Source organism: Acinetobacter populi, from assembly GCF_002174125.1.
In the GTDB taxonomy this organism is placed as follows: domain Bacteria; phylum Pseudomonadota; class Gammaproteobacteria; order Pseudomonadales; family Moraxellaceae; genus Acinetobacter; species Acinetobacter populi.
The window spans coordinates 1-17559 of record NZ_NEXX01000001.1; the positions used below are offsets into that span (position 1 = coordinate 1).

The window sequence follows — 17559 nt, forward strand, 5'->3', positions numbered from 1 at the left end:
AGCTGATTCGCTAATGTTGGTTCTACACTCCAGTTACCATCAGCATCTGCTGTCGCTGTGCCTAACACATTACCATCAGTATCTTTTAAGGTAATCAGCGCATTTGACTCTGCTCCTGTACCATTGACTGTTGGGGTACGGTCATTGGTATAGCCACCTGCTGTAATTACTCCGGTGACAAACTCAACATCATCAATCACTTCTGTAATCGCCAGTTGGGTTGGTGCTGTGGTATCTACAATCACCACGATCGGATCACTTGGTGCACTTTCGTTGCCCGCTGGATCTGTCACGGTATAAGTGATGTCATGCTCACCTTCCGGTAACGGATTTACTGGGGTCAATGTACCTGTTTCTGGATCATAAACTGATTCGACTTCTTCTCCATCAACATACAATGTTGGGGTATCTTCGCCAACATCACCAATCACAATACCTGGTGTCGTGTCATCTGTTGATGTACCACCTGGGAAGGTACCTTGTTCGCTACCTTCATTATCTACAAAGCCTTCCGGTGTAGATGGTTTATCCGGTGCTGTGGTATCTACAATCACCACGATCGGATCACTTGGTGCACTTTCGTTGCCCGCTGGATCTGTCACGGTATAAGTGATGTCATGCTCACCTTCCGGTAACGGATTTACTGGGGTCAATGTACCTGTTTCTGGATCATAAACTGATTCGACTTCTTCTCCATCAACATACAATGTTGGGGTATCTTCGCCAACATCACCAATCACAATACCTGGTGTCGTGTCATCTGTTGATGTACCACCTGGGAAGGCACCTTGTTCGTTACCTTCATTATCTACAAAGCCTTCCGGTGTAGATGGTTTATCCGGTGGAGTCGTATCTTTAGCAAAATGATGATTATCATTATCTAGTAATTTTAAAGCCGCTACTGTTGCTAAAGGTGCAAGTGCCCATAATGGACTTATACCATCATGATAAAGTAAGGGCTCTATATTATCGATATAACCATAAACTGCGTTATCTAGCAAAGCCCCACTTTGATCAGTAAATTGAGCCCAAATCAGCTTATGGTTATCATCTTCGAGAACAAGACTATTATTTGATCCCTCATTGAAAAAGTTAACAATTATTATTGTTTCGCCAGATTTCAGAATAATAACTGCACTATTTCCATCTCTTTTTATTTCTAAAACATCATCTGGATTAATCTTTAATATAATTACTGAATCTTCATTCAAAGATACAGTATTCCCTTGTACTTCTTCTAAAGTTTTATGAGTATCTTTAGAAACAACTTTTATTTCTGCCATACCGACCTCTTAATTGGATATTTATCCATCAAAAATAAATTTTTTAAGCTTTAATTTAAGGTTCACTCCATGACAAAGATAAATAAAACAAATACCCAATTCAATGAAAAAATAACAACTTCATCACATATATTAAGAACAAAAATGTATAACGTTGAATAGTCACTTTTAAAATAAGATTAAGTTATTGTTTATAAATGTTTTTATTAAAAAACTAATTTTAAGGGTAAATTGAAATACTTATCAGAGAATACTTATTTTTAATAAAAATTTTAAATATATGTTTTAAATAATTGCAATATTAAAAACACATTATAAAACTATATTCTAAATCCAAACCAACAAATTATAATAATATAAAACCCCAATAACTGGGGTTTTATTATATAAGTTAATCTATATAGTTATATTATCGCTCACGCAAAGCCTCTTTTGCTTTATTAAATGGTTTAAGCAAGTAATCAAGTATCGTTTTTTGTCCTGTACGGATATCAACAGTTGCAACCATACCTGGTGTAATATTAAATGCTATACCTTCTTTATTATATAATTTATCAGAATCTGTACGGATATATACCCGATAGTAAAATTGGTCCTGTTTTACTTCATCACGGATTGTATCTGGTGAAATCACAGTGACTTTACCTTTTAAACCACCATAAATTGAGTAGTCATAGGCACTAATTTTTACTAAAGCTTCCTGACCTGGATGAATAAAGGCAATATCTCTTGGAGATATCCTTGCTTCTATTAGCAATTGCTCATCAAGTGGCACAATCGTCAAGAGTTTACCATTCTGAGGAACAACACCACCCACTGTAGTCACCGCAATCTCTTTAACAATACCTCGAACAGGGGCTTTAAAAACGGTTCTGCTTAATGTATCTGAACGTCCTTTCACAATTTGTTGTTGTTGACCAATATCAGTATTTGCTCTGGAAAGCTGCTCTCTAGCATCAACATAATATTTATTACGTGCATCATTTATTTGATTTCTTAAATCATTTGCTGAACGCTTCAATCTCAACACTTCAACTTCACTTGCTGCACCTTTTGCAACAAGTGGTTCTGTCATTGCCAATTCTTGCTCAACCAAACGCAATGCTTGTTGTAGACCCGATATGGTTTCTTGCAAATTGAAACGACGAGAATTATAGAGTCTTGTTTCCTCCTGAACCAAATTCGGATGCTGTTTCACAGCATCAGGAAAAACCAATGCTGTACCATTTACTTCCGCTGTTAATCGTGCAGCAGTTGCCTGAGCAGACAATAAAAGTGACTCCGACTCACCTACATTTGACGCAAAACGAGTTGGATCAAGTTGTGCCAGAACTTCACCTTTTTCAACAATATCGCCTTCATTTACGTACAAGTTGGTTAAAATACCACCATCAAGTGACTGAATAGTTTGCTCTTTAGAAGAAGGGATCACTTTACCCGTCCCAGTGGAAACCTCCTCAAGTTGAAATAACCATGCCCATAAAAGTAGCGTAAGCAGGCCTATTCCAATTAGCCATATCACCAGACTTGCACGAGGTAATGATGGTTCTTGGTAGGAGGTATGATTCGAGTGTTTTGGCATTTTTAATTTTTCACTCATGGATTCTCTCCCGTTTGAGACTGTTTAGGAATTGTGGGCTGACTAAGTACCTGATCCCTAGGACCATCCATGACAATTTGGCCATCATTAATAACAATAATACGATCTACTAGTTCAAGCACAGCACGCCGATGTGTTGCTACCACCAATGTCCGGTGCCCCAACCATTGTTTTAGATTATCAATTAATTGCTTTTCTGAAACGTCATCGATAGAGGCTGTTGGCTCATCAAGTAATAAGATATTAGGTTGACGAATTAATAATCGTGCAAGTAATAATGCCTGTCGTTGCCCACCAGAAAAACCTATCCCACCTTCGAGAATCAGATGATCCAGTCCTTCTTTCTTTTCTTCCACAAAACTTAAAGCACCCGTGAACTTAAGCACATTGATCACCTCCTCATCACTAGCCAAAGGTGCACCCAAGGTTATATTTTCACGAATTGTGCCATAAAATAGATGGGCGTTTTGATTCAAGAGTGCCATATCACGACGAACATCAGCAAGATCAATTAAGGAAAGATCAAGTCCATCAAGATTAATTTTCCCTTTCAACGGAAACTGCATTCCCGAAAGCAACTGCAATAGTGTAGTTTTACCTGCACCATTTCGACCTAAAATAGCAATTTTCTCGCCTGCTTTGATTTTTAGTTTCGAAATAATCAAAGTAGGCTTGGTATCCTCTTCACTATATTGAAAGGCCACACCTTTTAGCTCATAGTCACCATTAATCGCTGGCTTATGAATCAAATGACTATGATCAGGCTGATCAACAGATTTGCGCATTAATTCATCAAGACTATTTTTTGCAACTTTTGCTTGTTGGAATCGGCCTAATACGCCTGTTATTTGTGAAATTGGTGCCAACATACGTGAAGATAAAATTGAACAAGCAACCAATGCCCCTGTAGTCATATCACCCTTAATAACCGCAAAACATCCCACTAAAACTACAATGGCATAAGTAAGACCCTGTATTTTCTGTGTCCACGCAGTAAGTATTCCTACAATCTTACGTTGCTGCATACTAATATCAGCAGACACTTCATTCATGTGGTTCCATTGATTTTGAAAACGGGATTCTGCTCGCAACAATTTAATGTCCTCGATTCCCTGCACTGCTTCAACCAAAATAGCATTCCGTATTGAAGATTCGCGCATTCCTTCTTGTGCAAGTTTTGCCAGTTGTTTTTGTACCAACAATCCCGGAATAATCATTAATGGCACAACAAACACCATAACCCAGAACAGATTTCCACCAATCAACCAGAAAATTGCCAAGAACAAGAAGAAAAAAGGTAAATCTGCAAGCACCCCAATTGTTGTTGATGTTACCAACTCTCTGACGCCTTCAAGTTCACGAATTTGTGAAATAAATGTTCCTGTAGATTTTGAACGTTCATTATTCTTAATTCTTAGAGCATGGCCAAAAACACGATCAGAAATGCGTAAATCTGCACGCTTACCAATAATATCTGAGAGATAAATTCTAGATACACGTAATACAAATTCAAAAATTGCAGCAATCAATACGCCGCCAGCCAGTACCCATAATGTTGGAATCGACTGAGATGGAATGACCCGGTCATATACCTGCATGGAAAAAATAATCGTTGCAATTGCCAGTACATTGGCAATCAGAGAAGCGAACATAATATCGATATATCGTCGCCAATCTCTCAAGACAATCGACCAAAACCAGCTTTGCTGATAAGGCTTGATATATTCATCAACCCTTGCATCAGGAATAGAAGATTCCGGACGCAAAATATAAACCTGAAGAATCAAATCATGAAGTGTTTCAACATTATAGACTTGAGATAAACCATGCTCACCAGCAAATTGAATACTGATATTGCCCGATGTATCAGCCTTATCAATGACACCAACCTGTCCATCTTGAAATTCTACAATCACCGGAAGTCGCCATGGATTTAATACATCCTTGGTATATGCGACTTTCCTGAAACTTAAACCAATCTGACGACACATGAGCAGCATGACATCATCAACACTTTGATTTTTGTTCCAATCCAATTGTAAACGAATACGCTCTTCCGATGGTTCAATACGATAATGTTTGGCAATCGTGACTACGGCTTGCAACCAGGGTTGATAATTAAATGATGGGGTCATGGCTGCACCTCGAATCCCTGAATTGACATATTGTTAAGGTTATAAACCTGACGTGAACGTCCTGTTATACTGATATATTGTATTAGGCTGTTATAAATATCATATCTGGCATTTTCAAATTCACTGTTGGCAGAGTGAATCGCCATTTCTGCAGTTAATAAGTCCAGAATAGAGCGAGTACCTAATTTATATTGTTCCTGATACAACTCACGGGTTTTTACTGTGGTCATTTGTCTAGCGTTTAAAACCCTCATTTGAAGTTGTTTATTATCGATTAGTTCACGGGTAGTTCGTGTTTGTGCCAAAATATCTAGATAAGCAGCATTCACTTTTGCTTTTGCAGCTTCTTCTGCATAACTAGCAGAACGTGCCTGCGCTGCAATAGAACCACCCTGATAGAAATTACTGGATGCTTCAAGCATCACTGAACTATATAAACCATTATCTTTGTTGTTATTTGGATTCACGCCATTAACCGCCTGATTTAGAGAACCCTTTACAGAAACTGTTGGATAACGGCTTAAAGTTGTTTGCTTTTTTTGAGACTTGGCAACTTCAACGGAAGCCTGTGCAACCAACATCTGTGGAATAATATTAAATTTTGGTTCTTCATAAAGATCAGAAAGAATTGCCAGATTCTGAGGAATTTCCCATGCTTTACTTTCCACCTCAAAGCCAAGCAAAGTACGTAAATGTTGTTGGTATTGACGCAATAATGATTGTTGGGCAATTAGACTTGATTGTGCCGATTCAAGATAAGATTGTGCCTGAATTGGATCGGACTGACTACTGATACCGGCCCTTGCACGCAAATTGGCAATGGATAAAATATATTGAATTCCTTCGATTTGCTGCTCAGCAATTTGGACATTTTGTTTATAACGCTCAATATTAATAATCGAAGATGCCACATCATATGCAATATTATCTATCGCGACCAGAACATTTGCCTGTTCTACCTGCAACTGTGCTTCTTGAACAGATACACTTGATTTAACTTTGCCAAAATCGTAAAGCATCTGAGTCGCAGTTAAACCAATTAATTGGCGTCCCCTCTCCCCACTAGTGAAATCACCTGTGGTAATTCCGCCTGAAAGCTGAGGATAATAGCCAGCCTTTGCCACATCAATATTGGCATTTTGTGCAGCCAAAGAAGCTATTGTTTGCCCAATATCTGGACTACGCTGTATAGCAATTTTAATCGCATCAACCAGACTGATTTTTCCCGGCAGTGCAACTGTAGAATCAGAATAATCAGATGGTTGCGAAGTCGCCCCTACAACTGGTAATTCCTGAACTTTGCTTTGATCGAATTCAAAATCACTCAATTGTTGCAGTTGAACAGTCTTATAACGATCATCCGATGGTGGTGCCAATAAGCGCGCTACCTTTTCTTTATAAGTTAAAGTCGATTCGTTTGCATACGTTGTGGGCAGGTATAATATAGAGATACAAACCGAAAAAGAAAGACAAAAAAACTTTTTCTGATTCTTATCTGTCGATCCTTTAAAAGAATACAATTTCATTCAGCCACTTAACCCATATCAAATGTTATAAGAAATATATTTTTGCCTATAAATATTATTAATTTAAAATGTATACTTAGGCACAAAATATGCTGACAATGATAAACTTAAGACAGCTTTTATCATTATATTATTTACTTTACAAAAATTAAAACATTGAATTTATTAATCTTTTAAAATAAAAATAAAAAAATATGTTTTATTCACTATTAATATTTAAAACACAGTTTAATGATAAAAACTCTTATTGTTTCCTTTACCGAAAAAATACAATGTTAAATTTATTGACACAATATAGAACAAAGCAAAATATTAAGTTTAGGTACAATACTGACATTGTCACTATTAAAAGATAATAAACCATAATATTTGTGAGTAATGAAAAATAGTAAAACCTAAATGGATTAGCTATCGGTAAACAAATTCATTTGACTTAATATCAGTGAATTATCCACATTAAAACAAGACTTAGTTTGTCGAAATATGCCGAAAACAAAAAAGCCCACTTTTGCAGTGGGCTTTATGTTGCTGATTTAACAGCGATATTTGGTAGGCATATCCAGACTCGAACTGGAGACCTCTACGATGTCAACGTAGTTTTAATGCTTTAACTTCAATAGGTTAAACTCAATTGATGTCTATTTGGTGCTAATAATTATTATGTAACTAATTATTTCTCCATGAAATTAAAAATCTTAATGAATATAACAATTCTTCTAGTATGCACCTAACAAACCTAGATTTCCATGTAATCTTTCCAACTCTCATATTTCAAGCTATTCCGTATTATGGGGAAAATATGATTAGATATGGGTATCAAGATAAATTTAATGAATTGTATGCAAAATCAACAACTATCTGAACCCCCATTCCTACCTAAGTTGGACAATTTTGATTGTAAATCACTTAATAGTGTGTACCAAAAATGATACAATTTCTTTATCCAAATATGAGTTTGGCTAATGTATGAACTTCCAATAGAACCTACATTAATTGTCTTATTTTTCAAGAGTGAAGCTGGCAATGAACCTGTACGAGATTGGTTAAAAAACATGCCTGCTATTGATAAAAAGACAATAGGAACTGATATTAAGACGATACAGTTTGGATTCCCGATTGGAATGCCCCTTGTTCGTAAGATGGATGCTAACTTATGGAAAATACGAAGCCATATTTCTAATGGGATAGCACGTATATTTTTTACGGTGGATGGTAATTTTATGGTTCTATTTCATGGTTTTATCAAAAAAGTCAATCCACTCCAAAATCTGATTTGGAATTAAGTAAACAAAGGTCAAAGCAATTCAAGAACATGAGGATGCGCCATGATTAACGACAATATTCATCTTGGAAGTAATTTTGATGACTTCTTGGAGGAAGAAGGACTTTTAGATGAATCAACTGCTATTGCAATTAAGAGAGTTTTGGCGTGGCAAATATCAGAAGCAATGAAAGTCCAAAAAATCTCCAAAACAGAAATGGCAAGTAAGATGCATACTAGCCGTGCATCATTGAATAGACTGTTAGATGAGTCGGATACAAGTTTAACTCTTACAACACTTGCAAGGGCAGCAACAGCACTTGGTAAGAAGATAAATATATGTTTAGCTTAATGCAACAACATAGATATTTTATATCCAAGTAAAATAAGAACAGGTGTTCAGCTATAAATGAGAATAGCTGTTCATTTAAATAAGAATACACAAATTGTATCAGAGAAGCCTTTTATTCCATCCACACAGGCAATGAGGACAAACAACAATAGTGACTTATAGGACTGATCAAGCAATTTTGGCTAGAGTCAGGTGGAATCTACAGTTATCGCAAGATTCAGTGTGATTTAAAAGATATTAGTGAAAACTGTGGAATTAATCGAATCTATCGCCTCATGAAAGCCAATGGGCTTAAATCACAGCTAGGCTATCGTAGACCATGAGCTTCTACTGGAACTCCAGCTATTGTTGCTGCCAATACTCCACTCCAAATCGGCAATTTAAAGCGTTAGTGATCCGATGCGATAATGGCCCCAAGTTTATCAGTCACGAATTTGTACGCTAGGCTACTGAGCATGGTATTCATATTAAATATATTCAACCGGGTAAGCCACAGCAAAATGCGTATATTGAACGATATAATCGAACTATACGTTATAGTTGGCTGAGCAAGCATTTGTTTGATACGTTAGAAGAAGTTCAGGATTACGGAACGGATTGGCTGTGGCATTACAATCATGAAAGACCACACCAAGCTAACAAAGGAAAGCCTCCTCTACTGGCTACTTAACACCTACTTTTAACTTCGGTTATTTATGGGAGGATTACCTGGTTTTATAGAAATTGGGGATTTAGAATAGCAAAAAGTATCGATGGCTTAGTCACTATTTCAATATTTTTGTGAAAAAGCCAAATCTCTATATGCCACCTTTCTTCAGGCAACAAAAAAGCCCGCAGTTATGCGGGCTTTAAACAGAATTTTTCACGATAGAAAAAAGGCATCATAAATGAGGAATAGAATGCAACTACTATTAAAAGAAGGTGTCAGCAGATACGTTAAATCTATCCGAAAGTGCTTTAATGTGTTTAATGTTTAACTGACGCTTACCATTTAAAATTTCAGATATAATAGATTGAGTTGCAACTTCCGGTAAATCAGATTGTGACAAATGATGCTGTTCCATTAAAAAAGCTAATGCTGAACGACCATCACCTTGAGGCATTGGGATGTGTTCATTTTCATATTGAGAAACTAAATCACCCAACTGATAGATCAATCCCATTAATGGGTGTGATTCATCATCACCTACGACATCAAGTAGTTCATCTAATGCTTCAGTCAAAGCATCAAAGTCTTCCTGATTCTCCGGTTTACTCAGTAAGGGTGAAACAAAGTGCCAATGTTCCACAGCTTGTTTAATCATTGCATTCATGGCTAATCCTCTTTCCAACAACCTTTGTCATATTCACTATGTGAAAGTACATGGCGGATATACACTTTTTTCGCACGATACATTACAACAGCAATTAATCGAATTTTATTTCCACCAATATCAAATACATGAAACTTTCCAACCTTATCTACAGCAGGAAATAACTGTTTCATTACAGCAAAATCATTAGGCTCATTCGCTTTCATTAATGAAACAGCAACGCTTAAATATCCGTCATTAATGGTTTACTCCAGTACTAAATCAATCTTTCTTGTATAAAATAGCATTGATACTGGTATACCTGAATTATATAGACTTCTTGCAAAAGTCAAAATTTGTACAACTATAAACTATGATTTCTAAGAAGTTGTTAGAGCGTGTTCTCATTTCACTTAACGAAGCAAATCAGTCTACATTTTATTTAATAAAACAGCAATTTAGTCATTAAATATTCAATCTAAAGCATGTAGATAGTCATTTTTTAACTATTTTATCAAATGAGAACAGCCCATAGTACCCAAAATTATTAAAAATCATACTTTTGCAAGATGTCTTGTGTGTAGGAATACAAAATTGCTGTAAAAACCGATTTTTTTGCAAGCCAACTCATCTAACTCTTTTTATAAAAACAAATACGTTTTCAACTTAAAATTATTCTAGATCTAATAGTAAATTTAATTAAAGTAAACGTCCAAATAGAAAATACTAACGTCCTGTGATATGATCATTTGTGTTTAGGTTTCAATTAAAGTTGTAAAAGTATTATGGATGGCAATTGGTTCGAATTCGTTGCAATGCAAGGTTTACAGGCACGTTCAGCATTTTATGTCATAATGGTACCGCTCAAATTTGTGCCTAAATTTTTTAAATTCAATGATGAGTCATTACCTGCTCCACTCCGAGCTCAAAGAACACTCAATAAAGCTCGCATCCCACAAATAAGCCGATATATCACTGAAAATCCAAAGGAATATATCATGTCTTCCTTATGCGCATGTGTAGATGGTGATGTTAAATTTGAACCAAGCGAAATATCAAACAACATGGGAAAGCTTAAAATTTCCATGGACGCCACCGTACTTATTAATGATGGACAGCATAGACGCGCTGCAATTGAAGAAGCAATAAAAGTGACGCCTTACCTAGGTGATGAAACCATTTCAGTAGTAATTTATGCAGACACAGGTTTAAAACGTTCTCAGCAAATGTTTGCCGACCTTAATATGCATGCAGTAAGACCGGCTCAATCTATAAAATTACTTTTTAATCATAGGGATGAACAAACTTATATCACCAAAACAATGATTGATAAAATTCCTCTTTTTTCCGACTATACCGACTTTGAAAAATCAAGTATTTCACATCGATCATCAAAACTGTTTACATTCAGTTCATTGCATCAAGCGACCAAAGAATTACTAAATTTTAAGCAATCAGATATTTCAGCAGATGAAAAAATTAATATTTCAACCATATTCTGGAAAGAAGTTATACAATACATACCTGGTTGGCTAAATCTACTCGAGGGTAAAACCAGTACATTTCAGCTAAGACAAGATTACATTCATGCTCATGGTATAGCTTTACAGGCTATTGCTCGAGTGGGTAATATTCTCCTAGAGAACCATAGTAATAATTGGCAATCATATTTGAGTAAATTAATGCTAATTGACTGGTCTAGAAAAAATCTAGCCTTGTGGAGTGGTCGTGTTTTAGTAGCAGGTAAGATTAATAAATCACGTAATAATCTTGTATTAGTTACTAATCATCTTCAAAAAATCTTAGGGATACCATTGAGCACTGAATCACAAAGAATTGAAGATATTTATTTCGATTCTATCCAAGCAAGTCGCGATACATATAAAGAGGGTCTAAATGAGCATTTTTGAGACCAATACTCTAAAAGATATCTACAATTCTATTCAAGAAGTTTATTTATCTGACAATAGACCTTGGGTAGTAGGTTACTCAGGTGGTAAGGATTCAACTTGTGCATTACAACTAGTTTGGAATGCTTTAGCTAATCTTCCTAAAGAACAAAGACAAAAACCTGTTTATGTGATCAGCTCAGATACGCTAGTCGAAACACCTGTTATTGTTCGGTACATCGATAAGAATTTGGACAATATTCAAAAAAAATCAGATGAATTAGGTCTACCTTTTAAAGTCCAAAAAGTAAGTCCTCGTGTAGAACGTTCTTTTTGGGTGAACCTTCTTGGTCGTGGCTATCCAGCACCAAGTAACAAATTTCGTTGGTGTACAGAGCGTCTTAAAATTGAACCTGCAAATGAGTTCATTACTCAACGTGTTGCTGAGTTTGGAGAGGTTGTTGTTGTCTTAGGTGTTCGCTCTTCAGAAAGTGCTACGCGTGCTCAAGTCATTGCAATGCATAAAATTAAAGGTACAAAATTAGCTCGCCATTCATCTTTACTAAATGCATTTGTATTTGCACCGATAGAAACTTTTTCAACAGATGATGTTTGGAACTATCTATTACAGAACAAGTCACCTTGGAATAATGATAATCGTGAACTTGTCACCATGTATAGAAATGCTCAAGCAGGAGAATGTCCTCTCGTTGTTGATAAAACGACACCAAGCTGTGGTAATTCACGTTTTGGATGCTGGGTATGTACCGTTGTTCAACATGATAAGTCAATGGAAGCCATGGTCGAATCTGGTGAAGAATGGCTAGAACCTTTACTTGAATATCGTGATTTACTGTCATCAACTCAGGACCCTGAGAAAAAGTTCAACTATCGAGAATTTAAACGCCGTAATGGTCAAGTTGCCTTTAACCATGCAAATGGTAAACTCGTGCCAGGGCCTTATAAACTTGAATTCCGTAAAGTACTTCTAAGAAAACTTTTAGAAGTTCAAAAACTAGTTCAAGCAGAAGCTCCGATTGGTGAAGCTCCCATACTCATCCATCCTGAAGAACTACATGAAATTCGTAGAATATGGCGTTCAGAAAGTGGGGACTGGGCTGACTCTGTTCCACAGATCGTTAAAGAAACTTTAGGTATTGAACTAGATTGGCAGATTGAAGATAGTGTCTTATACAATACTCAGGACTTTGCACTACTTGATACGATTTGTAAGGAACATAAAATCCCTACAGAGCTCATGGTAAAATTAATTGGGGTAGAGAAAGCCTCCCATGGTCTTAAAAGACGCCACAACATCCATAACCAATTAAATAAAGTACTTAATGAAGAATGGCGTGATTTAGCAAGTATTCTAGCTGCTCGTAATTCCCAGCAAGACATTAATGAAATTATTGAAGTAGATGATGATGAATCCTCATTTACTGAAGAAGCTTCATCTGGGCAGTTAGATTTATTAAATAATGTTGGAGCTAAGCCATGATTATTAAATCATTAATACTTGATAATATTGGTTTATATGGTCAGCGCACAGAGTTTTTACTTGAGCCAAAGAACTCATCAACCTCAACTACTCAACCTATTATCTTAATTGGGGGGCGAAATGGTGCAGGTAAGACAACTTTCTTAGACTCGATCCGTTTAGCTCTTTATGGTAGACGTGCACTTGGTTTAGGTATTAGTCAAAAAGAATATCATCAATATCTTATAGGTAAGATAAATCATAACCATCCAGAACGTACATCTAGAGTTGAACTCAATTTTATTTATACGGAAGGAAGTATTCCTGCTGAATTTACTGTATGTCGTTCATGGGCCATTGGTTCAGATAACCAACTGCGAGAAAATCTAGATTTAAAAAAGAACGGGAAAACTGTTACTTCTGTACCAGAGCAAGAATGGGAAAACTTTCTATTAGAGTTGATCCCCTTTGGTATTTCACAGCTTTTCTTTTTTGATGGTGAGAAAATTCAAGATATTGCTGAAGATAATAATGCTATGTTATCAGATGCAATTAAAAACCTGCTTGGAATTGATCTAATTGAAAAACTACGTCTAGATCTGCATTCTTATCTAAATCGCAATAAATTGAATGATGCTAATCAAAATGATATTGAGGCTATTACCCAACGTTTAAATCATCTTACATCTCAAGAAGTAAATTTAAAAAATGAATGTGCTCAACTTAAATTTGAACACCAAGCCTTATTAAAAAATATTGAGCAAAAAAGACTACGATTTGTATCTGAAGGCGGTGCAATCGCATTGAAATATGATCAATTAAAAACAAAACTATCCCAACTGAATAAAGAAATTAATTTATGTAAGCAAGAGCTTACCAATTTAGCCAATAACTTACTTCCGTTTCTGTTTGCACCTAAACTTATTTCCAAATTCATGACACATTTAGAAGCCTCTTCTGCCGATCAATCTGCAAGTAGACACCTTATTGAGCAAACTTTGGCATCATTCCAAAGCAGCTCAGTACAAAAAGAAGAATTATGGACAGAAGATCACTGGGAAAACCTAGATCAATTCCTTAAAGGTTATTTTAATACACAATCAGAGATAAGTTTTCATCCTGCATTTAGTGAACTAACAAAACCTAAACAATCTCTGGCAAAATTAATTGATTTAGAATCAGAAACTAAAATACAAGTTCAAGCGCTTTATAGTCGTTTTGTACAGCTAACTCAGGAGAAAGAGGCAACAGAATTCTCTATTGCTCGGGCAGAAAATGCCGAGGATTCAAACGCGTATTTAGACGAATTAATGCAAAAAGAACGTAAATTAGGCGAACTTGATATAATTCTGGATCAGAAAGATGAAGAATATCGTAAACTCAGTTGGGACATTGTCACGGTAGAGCGTAGCCTAAAATCAGCCAACGAAGCTGTTGTTGATTTTGAACTTCAAAATCACAAAAACTCATTAGCAGCTAAAGGTATTAAAGCACTTATTGATTTTGAGACTGCATTACTTGAGCAAAAGATTATTCAGGTTCGTCAGAACTTTGTAGAAATTTTTAACTCTCTTCTACGCAAAAAGAACTTTATTACTGACCTTCATATTGATACGAAAAATTTCAGTACATGTTTGATCAAAAAAAATGGGCATTCTATTGAAAAATCAGCGTTATCTGCTGGCGAAAAACAGATTTATGCCATTGCAATGCTATGGGCACTAGCTAAAACCAGTGGTCGTCATTTACCAATGATTGTAGATACTCCATTAGGACGTTTAGATCGGGAACATCGTGATAACTTAATGAAGTTATATTTTCCTCATGTTAGTCATCAGGTCATTATTCTATCAACTGATACTGAAATTGATGATTCATATATTAATCAATTAGAAAAGTTCATTTCTGAAAGCTACTTACTTGAATATAATCATGAACTAGCTTCAACCCAAGTATTATCAGGGTACTTTACTGATCTGAAACGTACAAATACGGAGAAGAGAATTGCATTACAGCAAGCTTAAAATTTCATCTGAGGCAACTACTCGCCTTCGTATGCTAAAGCAACGTACTGGTTTAACTCCCAATCTACTTTGCCGTATTGCACTTATGATGTCTTTAGAAGAAGGACCTTTAGGTAATATCCCACTACCTAATGAAGATGGCTCTGAATTTAATGCTTATACTTTAACAGGTGAAAATACAGACCTTTTCTTATCTCTTCTTAGATATGTTGAGGACAATGCCGACGAACCTTTAGAAAACAAAGTTTTGCTTGATCGAATGCGTGGGCATATTCATAGAGGTGTTGGTGCTATGTCGGTTCGATATAAATCTTCTGAAGGTTTGATTGCAAATATATAAAATCAAAGGCAAGTCATTATAGACTTGCTTTTTAATCTTTTACAAAAAAATAATTTTCTAAATTTTATTTGATACAATTTAGAAAATTAATTAAATTAAACCTAGGATTTCTGATGTCTACACACTCTTTCAATGCATTAGTATGTACTCAAAATAAACAAGAATTTTATATAGCCGTTTTACCAACTGAAGTTTTAGAAAAAGTATGTTACGTATCATCAAGAGATCAAGACCCTAAAGAAGGCTTTCAAAGATCTTTAAACGAATCTCGAGCGAAAGATATTGCTAACTATATGAATAATAGAGATGGAATTATTCCATCCGCACTTATTTTAAGTGCCCAAGATGCTGTTCAATTTAGCTACAATAAAAAAGCTAATACTATTACCTTTAAAGAAAACGAACATGGTTTCATGGTTTTAGATGGACAACATAGACTTTATGGCTTATTTAAATCCGGTAAAAACTATCATATTCCTGTGGTAATTTTTAACAATCTAAACACCATGGATGAAGTTAATCTATTTATTGATATAAATACCACTCAAAAAGGTGTACCTACTAATCTTTTACTAGATATAAAAAATTTATCAGGAAGAGAAACTAAAAAAGAAGACAAGCAACGTAAAATTTTTGATTTACTTAATGAAGATAGTGTAATGACTGGTTTACTTTCTCCATCTAAAAGTATGGTTGGAAAAATTACACGTGTTACATTCAATCAAGCTACGAATGACATCTTTGAAAGTGGCTTTTTTAAAGATAAAGATATAGAAACTATTTATAAAGGTTTAAAAAATTATCTAGCGGCATTAGAAGTAACTTTAATAAAAAGTAAATCTAATAAAGCGAAAATAACTAACGGTCTTATTTTCAAAGCTTCATTAGCAATTTTTCACGATATCACTGATACTAGTTTAGAAAAATTTGGAGATTTAAAAGTAAAATCGTTAACAGCTTGCTTAGAACCTATTTCAAGAATTAACTACGACACGTATAAAGGAACTAGTAATGCAACATATTCTGCTATTTTAAATGACATGAAAGATGAACTCCGTAAAGAAAATAGTTCACAATATGGTGAAATAGATAAATCTAATTTGTTCTAATAAATATCTAGGCTATTTTTAAATGAGTGATTTTTTCAATACAGCTTTCATTTATACACGGAACAAATATATTCTCCCGAGGATTCAATATGGAGTTCCAGTTGAAAAATCAACCCACTGGCGATTAAAAAAAGTAATAAGCGACCGTTTACAAAATATCAGTTCGACTACTAATTTATGCTTTGATATTTCCTTGAAAAAAGAAGATTATTTTAAACTAATTTTTTGTGAATCTGAACTATTTCTTAACAAGTCATTTATCCAATTAAATGACTATCATAAATTGATTAATAAATCATCTGGAAGTTGGTCTTTTGTAACACTTTATTATTCATTATTTTTCAACCTAAGTTGTTTACTTCGTTTTTTTAATAAAGGCTATGTATATCTAACCCCAGAGTATGCAAAAAAGATCAATGATGCTTATTTAGCACTAAACTCATCACCAATAAAAATTGGTTATGGAAATTATTTTTTTGAAACTGATTGTATTGATGATGGATATGGAAATATTAAAATATCATTTAATAAAGTTGATACGACACATAAAGTAATTTGGGAGGAATTCAAAAAAATTTTACAAATATTAATTTCACAGGCAACGGATAGAGAGTTAGCTATCTATAAAATTATTTTATCTCACTTTAATATGTATCAAAGCTCTTACCCATCAGCTCTCAGAAATGAATTAAATTACAATGCAGAAACTATATTATTAGACTTTAATAAAGAAATAACCTGCCATGATTTACCTAAAATAGATGATAAATTTTATCAATCTTTTTTAAAAATTGACGAAAAAAATCCTTCAATTCCTAATAAAATTAAATCTATTACTTATATCTCCAGCTATATTTATAATCTTAATTTAAAATTAGCTGAAGAATTTTATAATAGAAGTGATTTTGGAAAAGATTTTATACAAATGAGAAAAAAGAGTTCATGATCTTTTGCTAGATACGCAGGCCAAAGCACACAGAGGACCTAATAAATCCAGATCACTACGCACAAAAGTAGCTTCTACAAATAGCCCATTATCTGCTTCATATAGTTCCGTGACTCTTTTTACTCCACGTTTATGCAGCTCCTTACCTAATCTGCCTAAATTAGAAAAATATTTAAAATATTCTTCTAACTCATATCCATGCACCGTTGAATCATACCACTCACGTAACGTCACAATTTCTGCTGCTTTTTTAGCAGTAGAAATTTGTTGCTTACGTAATTGGGCCTCACTTAATTTAGGTTCATCATTACTCATTTACTAT

14 protein-coding genes and 3 pseudogenes are annotated in these 17559 nt (G+C 34.8%); 10 read left to right on the top strand and 7 right to left on the bottom strand.

Translation table 11 applies throughout. The annotated features are described in order from the left end of the window. The 4 genes from CAP51_RS17110 to CAP51_RS00020 all read right to left on the bottom strand — a co-directional run. Positions 1–1283, bottom strand: a 1283-nt coding sequence (locus tag CAP51_RS17110) for a BapA/Bap/LapF family prefix-like domain-containing protein (RefSeq protein WP_140404380.1), incomplete at its 3' end; no start/stop codon positions are given. A gap of 409 nt (positions 1284–1692) precedes the next feature. After that, positions 1693–2883, bottom strand: a complete 1191-nt coding sequence (locus CAP51_RS00010; protein WP_087618674.1) for an HlyD family type I secretion periplasmic adaptor subunit — start codon at positions 2881–2883, stop codon at positions 1693–1695. Continuing rightward, the gene (locus CAP51_RS00015) at positions 2880–5018 is read right to left on the bottom strand and encodes a type I secretion system permease/ATPase (RefSeq protein ID WP_087618675.1); all 2139 of its coding nucleotides are present in this window, start codon (positions 5016–5018) and stop codon (positions 2880–2882) included. Before CAP51_RS00015 ends, CAP51_RS00010 begins: the two co-directional genes overlap by 4 nt. Next, entirely contained in the window at positions 5015–6544 is a 1530-nt protein-coding gene (locus tag CAP51_RS00020) for a TolC family protein (RefSeq protein WP_087618676.1), read from the bottom strand. The genes CAP51_RS00015 and CAP51_RS00020 overlap by 4 nt, the downstream gene beginning before the upstream one ends. 962 nt (positions 6545–7506) lie before the next feature. Here CAP51_RS00020 and CAP51_RS00025 point away from each other — a divergent pair. From CAP51_RS00025 to CAP51_RS00040, 4 genes and pseudogenes are all read left to right on the top strand, one after another. Then, positions 7507–7827, top strand: a complete 321-nt coding sequence (locus CAP51_RS00025) for a type II toxin-antitoxin system RelE/ParE family toxin (RefSeq protein ID WP_245809041.1) — start codon at positions 7507–7509, stop codon at positions 7825–7827. Positions 7828–7869: 42 nt separating this feature from the next. After that, positions 7870–8157 (top strand): XRE family transcriptional regulator, encoded by a 288-nt coding sequence (locus tag CAP51_RS00030; protein ID WP_087618677.1) that lies wholly within the window; start codon positions 7870–7872, stop codon positions 8155–8157. A 155-nt stretch (positions 8158–8312) separates the two neighbouring features. Beyond that, positions 8313–8474: pseudogene (locus CAP51_RS00035) on the top strand (IS3 family transposase); the annotation flags it as partial. A 65-nt stretch (positions 8475–8539) separates the two neighbouring features. After that, positions 8540–8827, top strand: a pseudogene (locus tag CAP51_RS00040) (integrase core domain-containing protein); the annotation flags it as partial. Between the two features lie 241 nt (positions 8828–9068). Here the strand turns inward: CAP51_RS00040 and CAP51_RS00045 are convergent. Then, positions 9069–9470 (bottom strand): helix-turn-helix domain-containing protein, encoded by a 402-nt coding sequence (locus CAP51_RS00045; protein WP_087618678.1) that lies wholly within the window; start codon positions 9468–9470, stop codon positions 9069–9071. A 2-nt stretch (positions 9471–9472) separates the two neighbouring features. Then, positions 9473–9676: pseudogene (locus tag CAP51_RS00050) on the bottom strand (type II toxin-antitoxin system HigB family toxin); the annotation flags it as partial. Between the two features lie 588 nt (positions 9677–10264). On the opposite strand from CAP51_RS00050, the gene dndB reads away from it, so the two are divergent. The 6 genes from dndB to CAP51_RS00080 all read left to right on the top strand — a co-directional run bounded on the left by dndB (position 10265) and on the right by CAP51_RS00080 (position 17237). After that, a complete protein-coding gene (gene dndB, locus CAP51_RS00055; protein WP_245809042.1) occupies positions 10265–11359 on the top strand; it encodes a DNA sulfur modification protein DndB in 1095 nt (364 codons plus the stop codon). Further along, positions 11346–12839, top strand: coding sequence for a DNA phosphorothioation system sulfurtransferase DndC (dndC, locus tag CAP51_RS00060; protein ID WP_087618681.1), 1494 nt, complete (start codon positions 11346–11348; stop codon positions 12837–12839). Before dndB ends, dndC begins: the two co-directional genes overlap by 14 nt. Continuing rightward, complete coding sequence (gene dndD / locus CAP51_RS00065) at positions 12836–14842, top strand: DNA sulfur modification protein DndD (protein WP_087618682.1); 2007 nt, start codon at positions 12836–12838, stop codon at positions 14840–14842. Before dndC ends, dndD begins: the two co-directional genes overlap by 4 nt. Beyond that, the gene (dndE, locus tag CAP51_RS00070) at positions 14823–15182 is read left to right on the top strand and encodes a DNA sulfur modification protein DndE (RefSeq protein WP_087618683.1); all 360 of its coding nucleotides are present in this window, start codon (positions 14823–14825) and stop codon (positions 15180–15182) included. The genes dndD and dndE overlap by 20 nt, the downstream gene beginning before the upstream one ends. Before the next feature lie 113 nt (positions 15183–15295). After that, positions 15296–16291, top strand: a complete 996-nt coding sequence (locus CAP51_RS00075) for a DGQHR domain-containing protein (protein WP_087618684.1) — start codon at positions 15296–15298, stop codon at positions 16289–16291. A gap of 22 nt (positions 16292–16313) precedes the next feature. After that, positions 16314–17237 carry a hypothetical protein gene (locus CAP51_RS00080; protein WP_087618685.1) on the top strand — a complete coding sequence of 308 codons (924 nt, stop codon included), beginning with the start codon at positions 16314–16316 and terminating at the stop codon, positions 17235–17237. Here the strand turns inward: CAP51_RS00080 and CAP51_RS00085 are convergent. Continuing rightward, entirely contained in the window at positions 17232–17552 is a 321-nt protein-coding gene (locus CAP51_RS00085; protein ID WP_087618686.1) for a hypothetical protein, read from the bottom strand. The genes CAP51_RS00080 and CAP51_RS00085 overlap by 6 nt on opposite strands. Positions 17553–17559 lie beyond the last annotated feature (7 nt).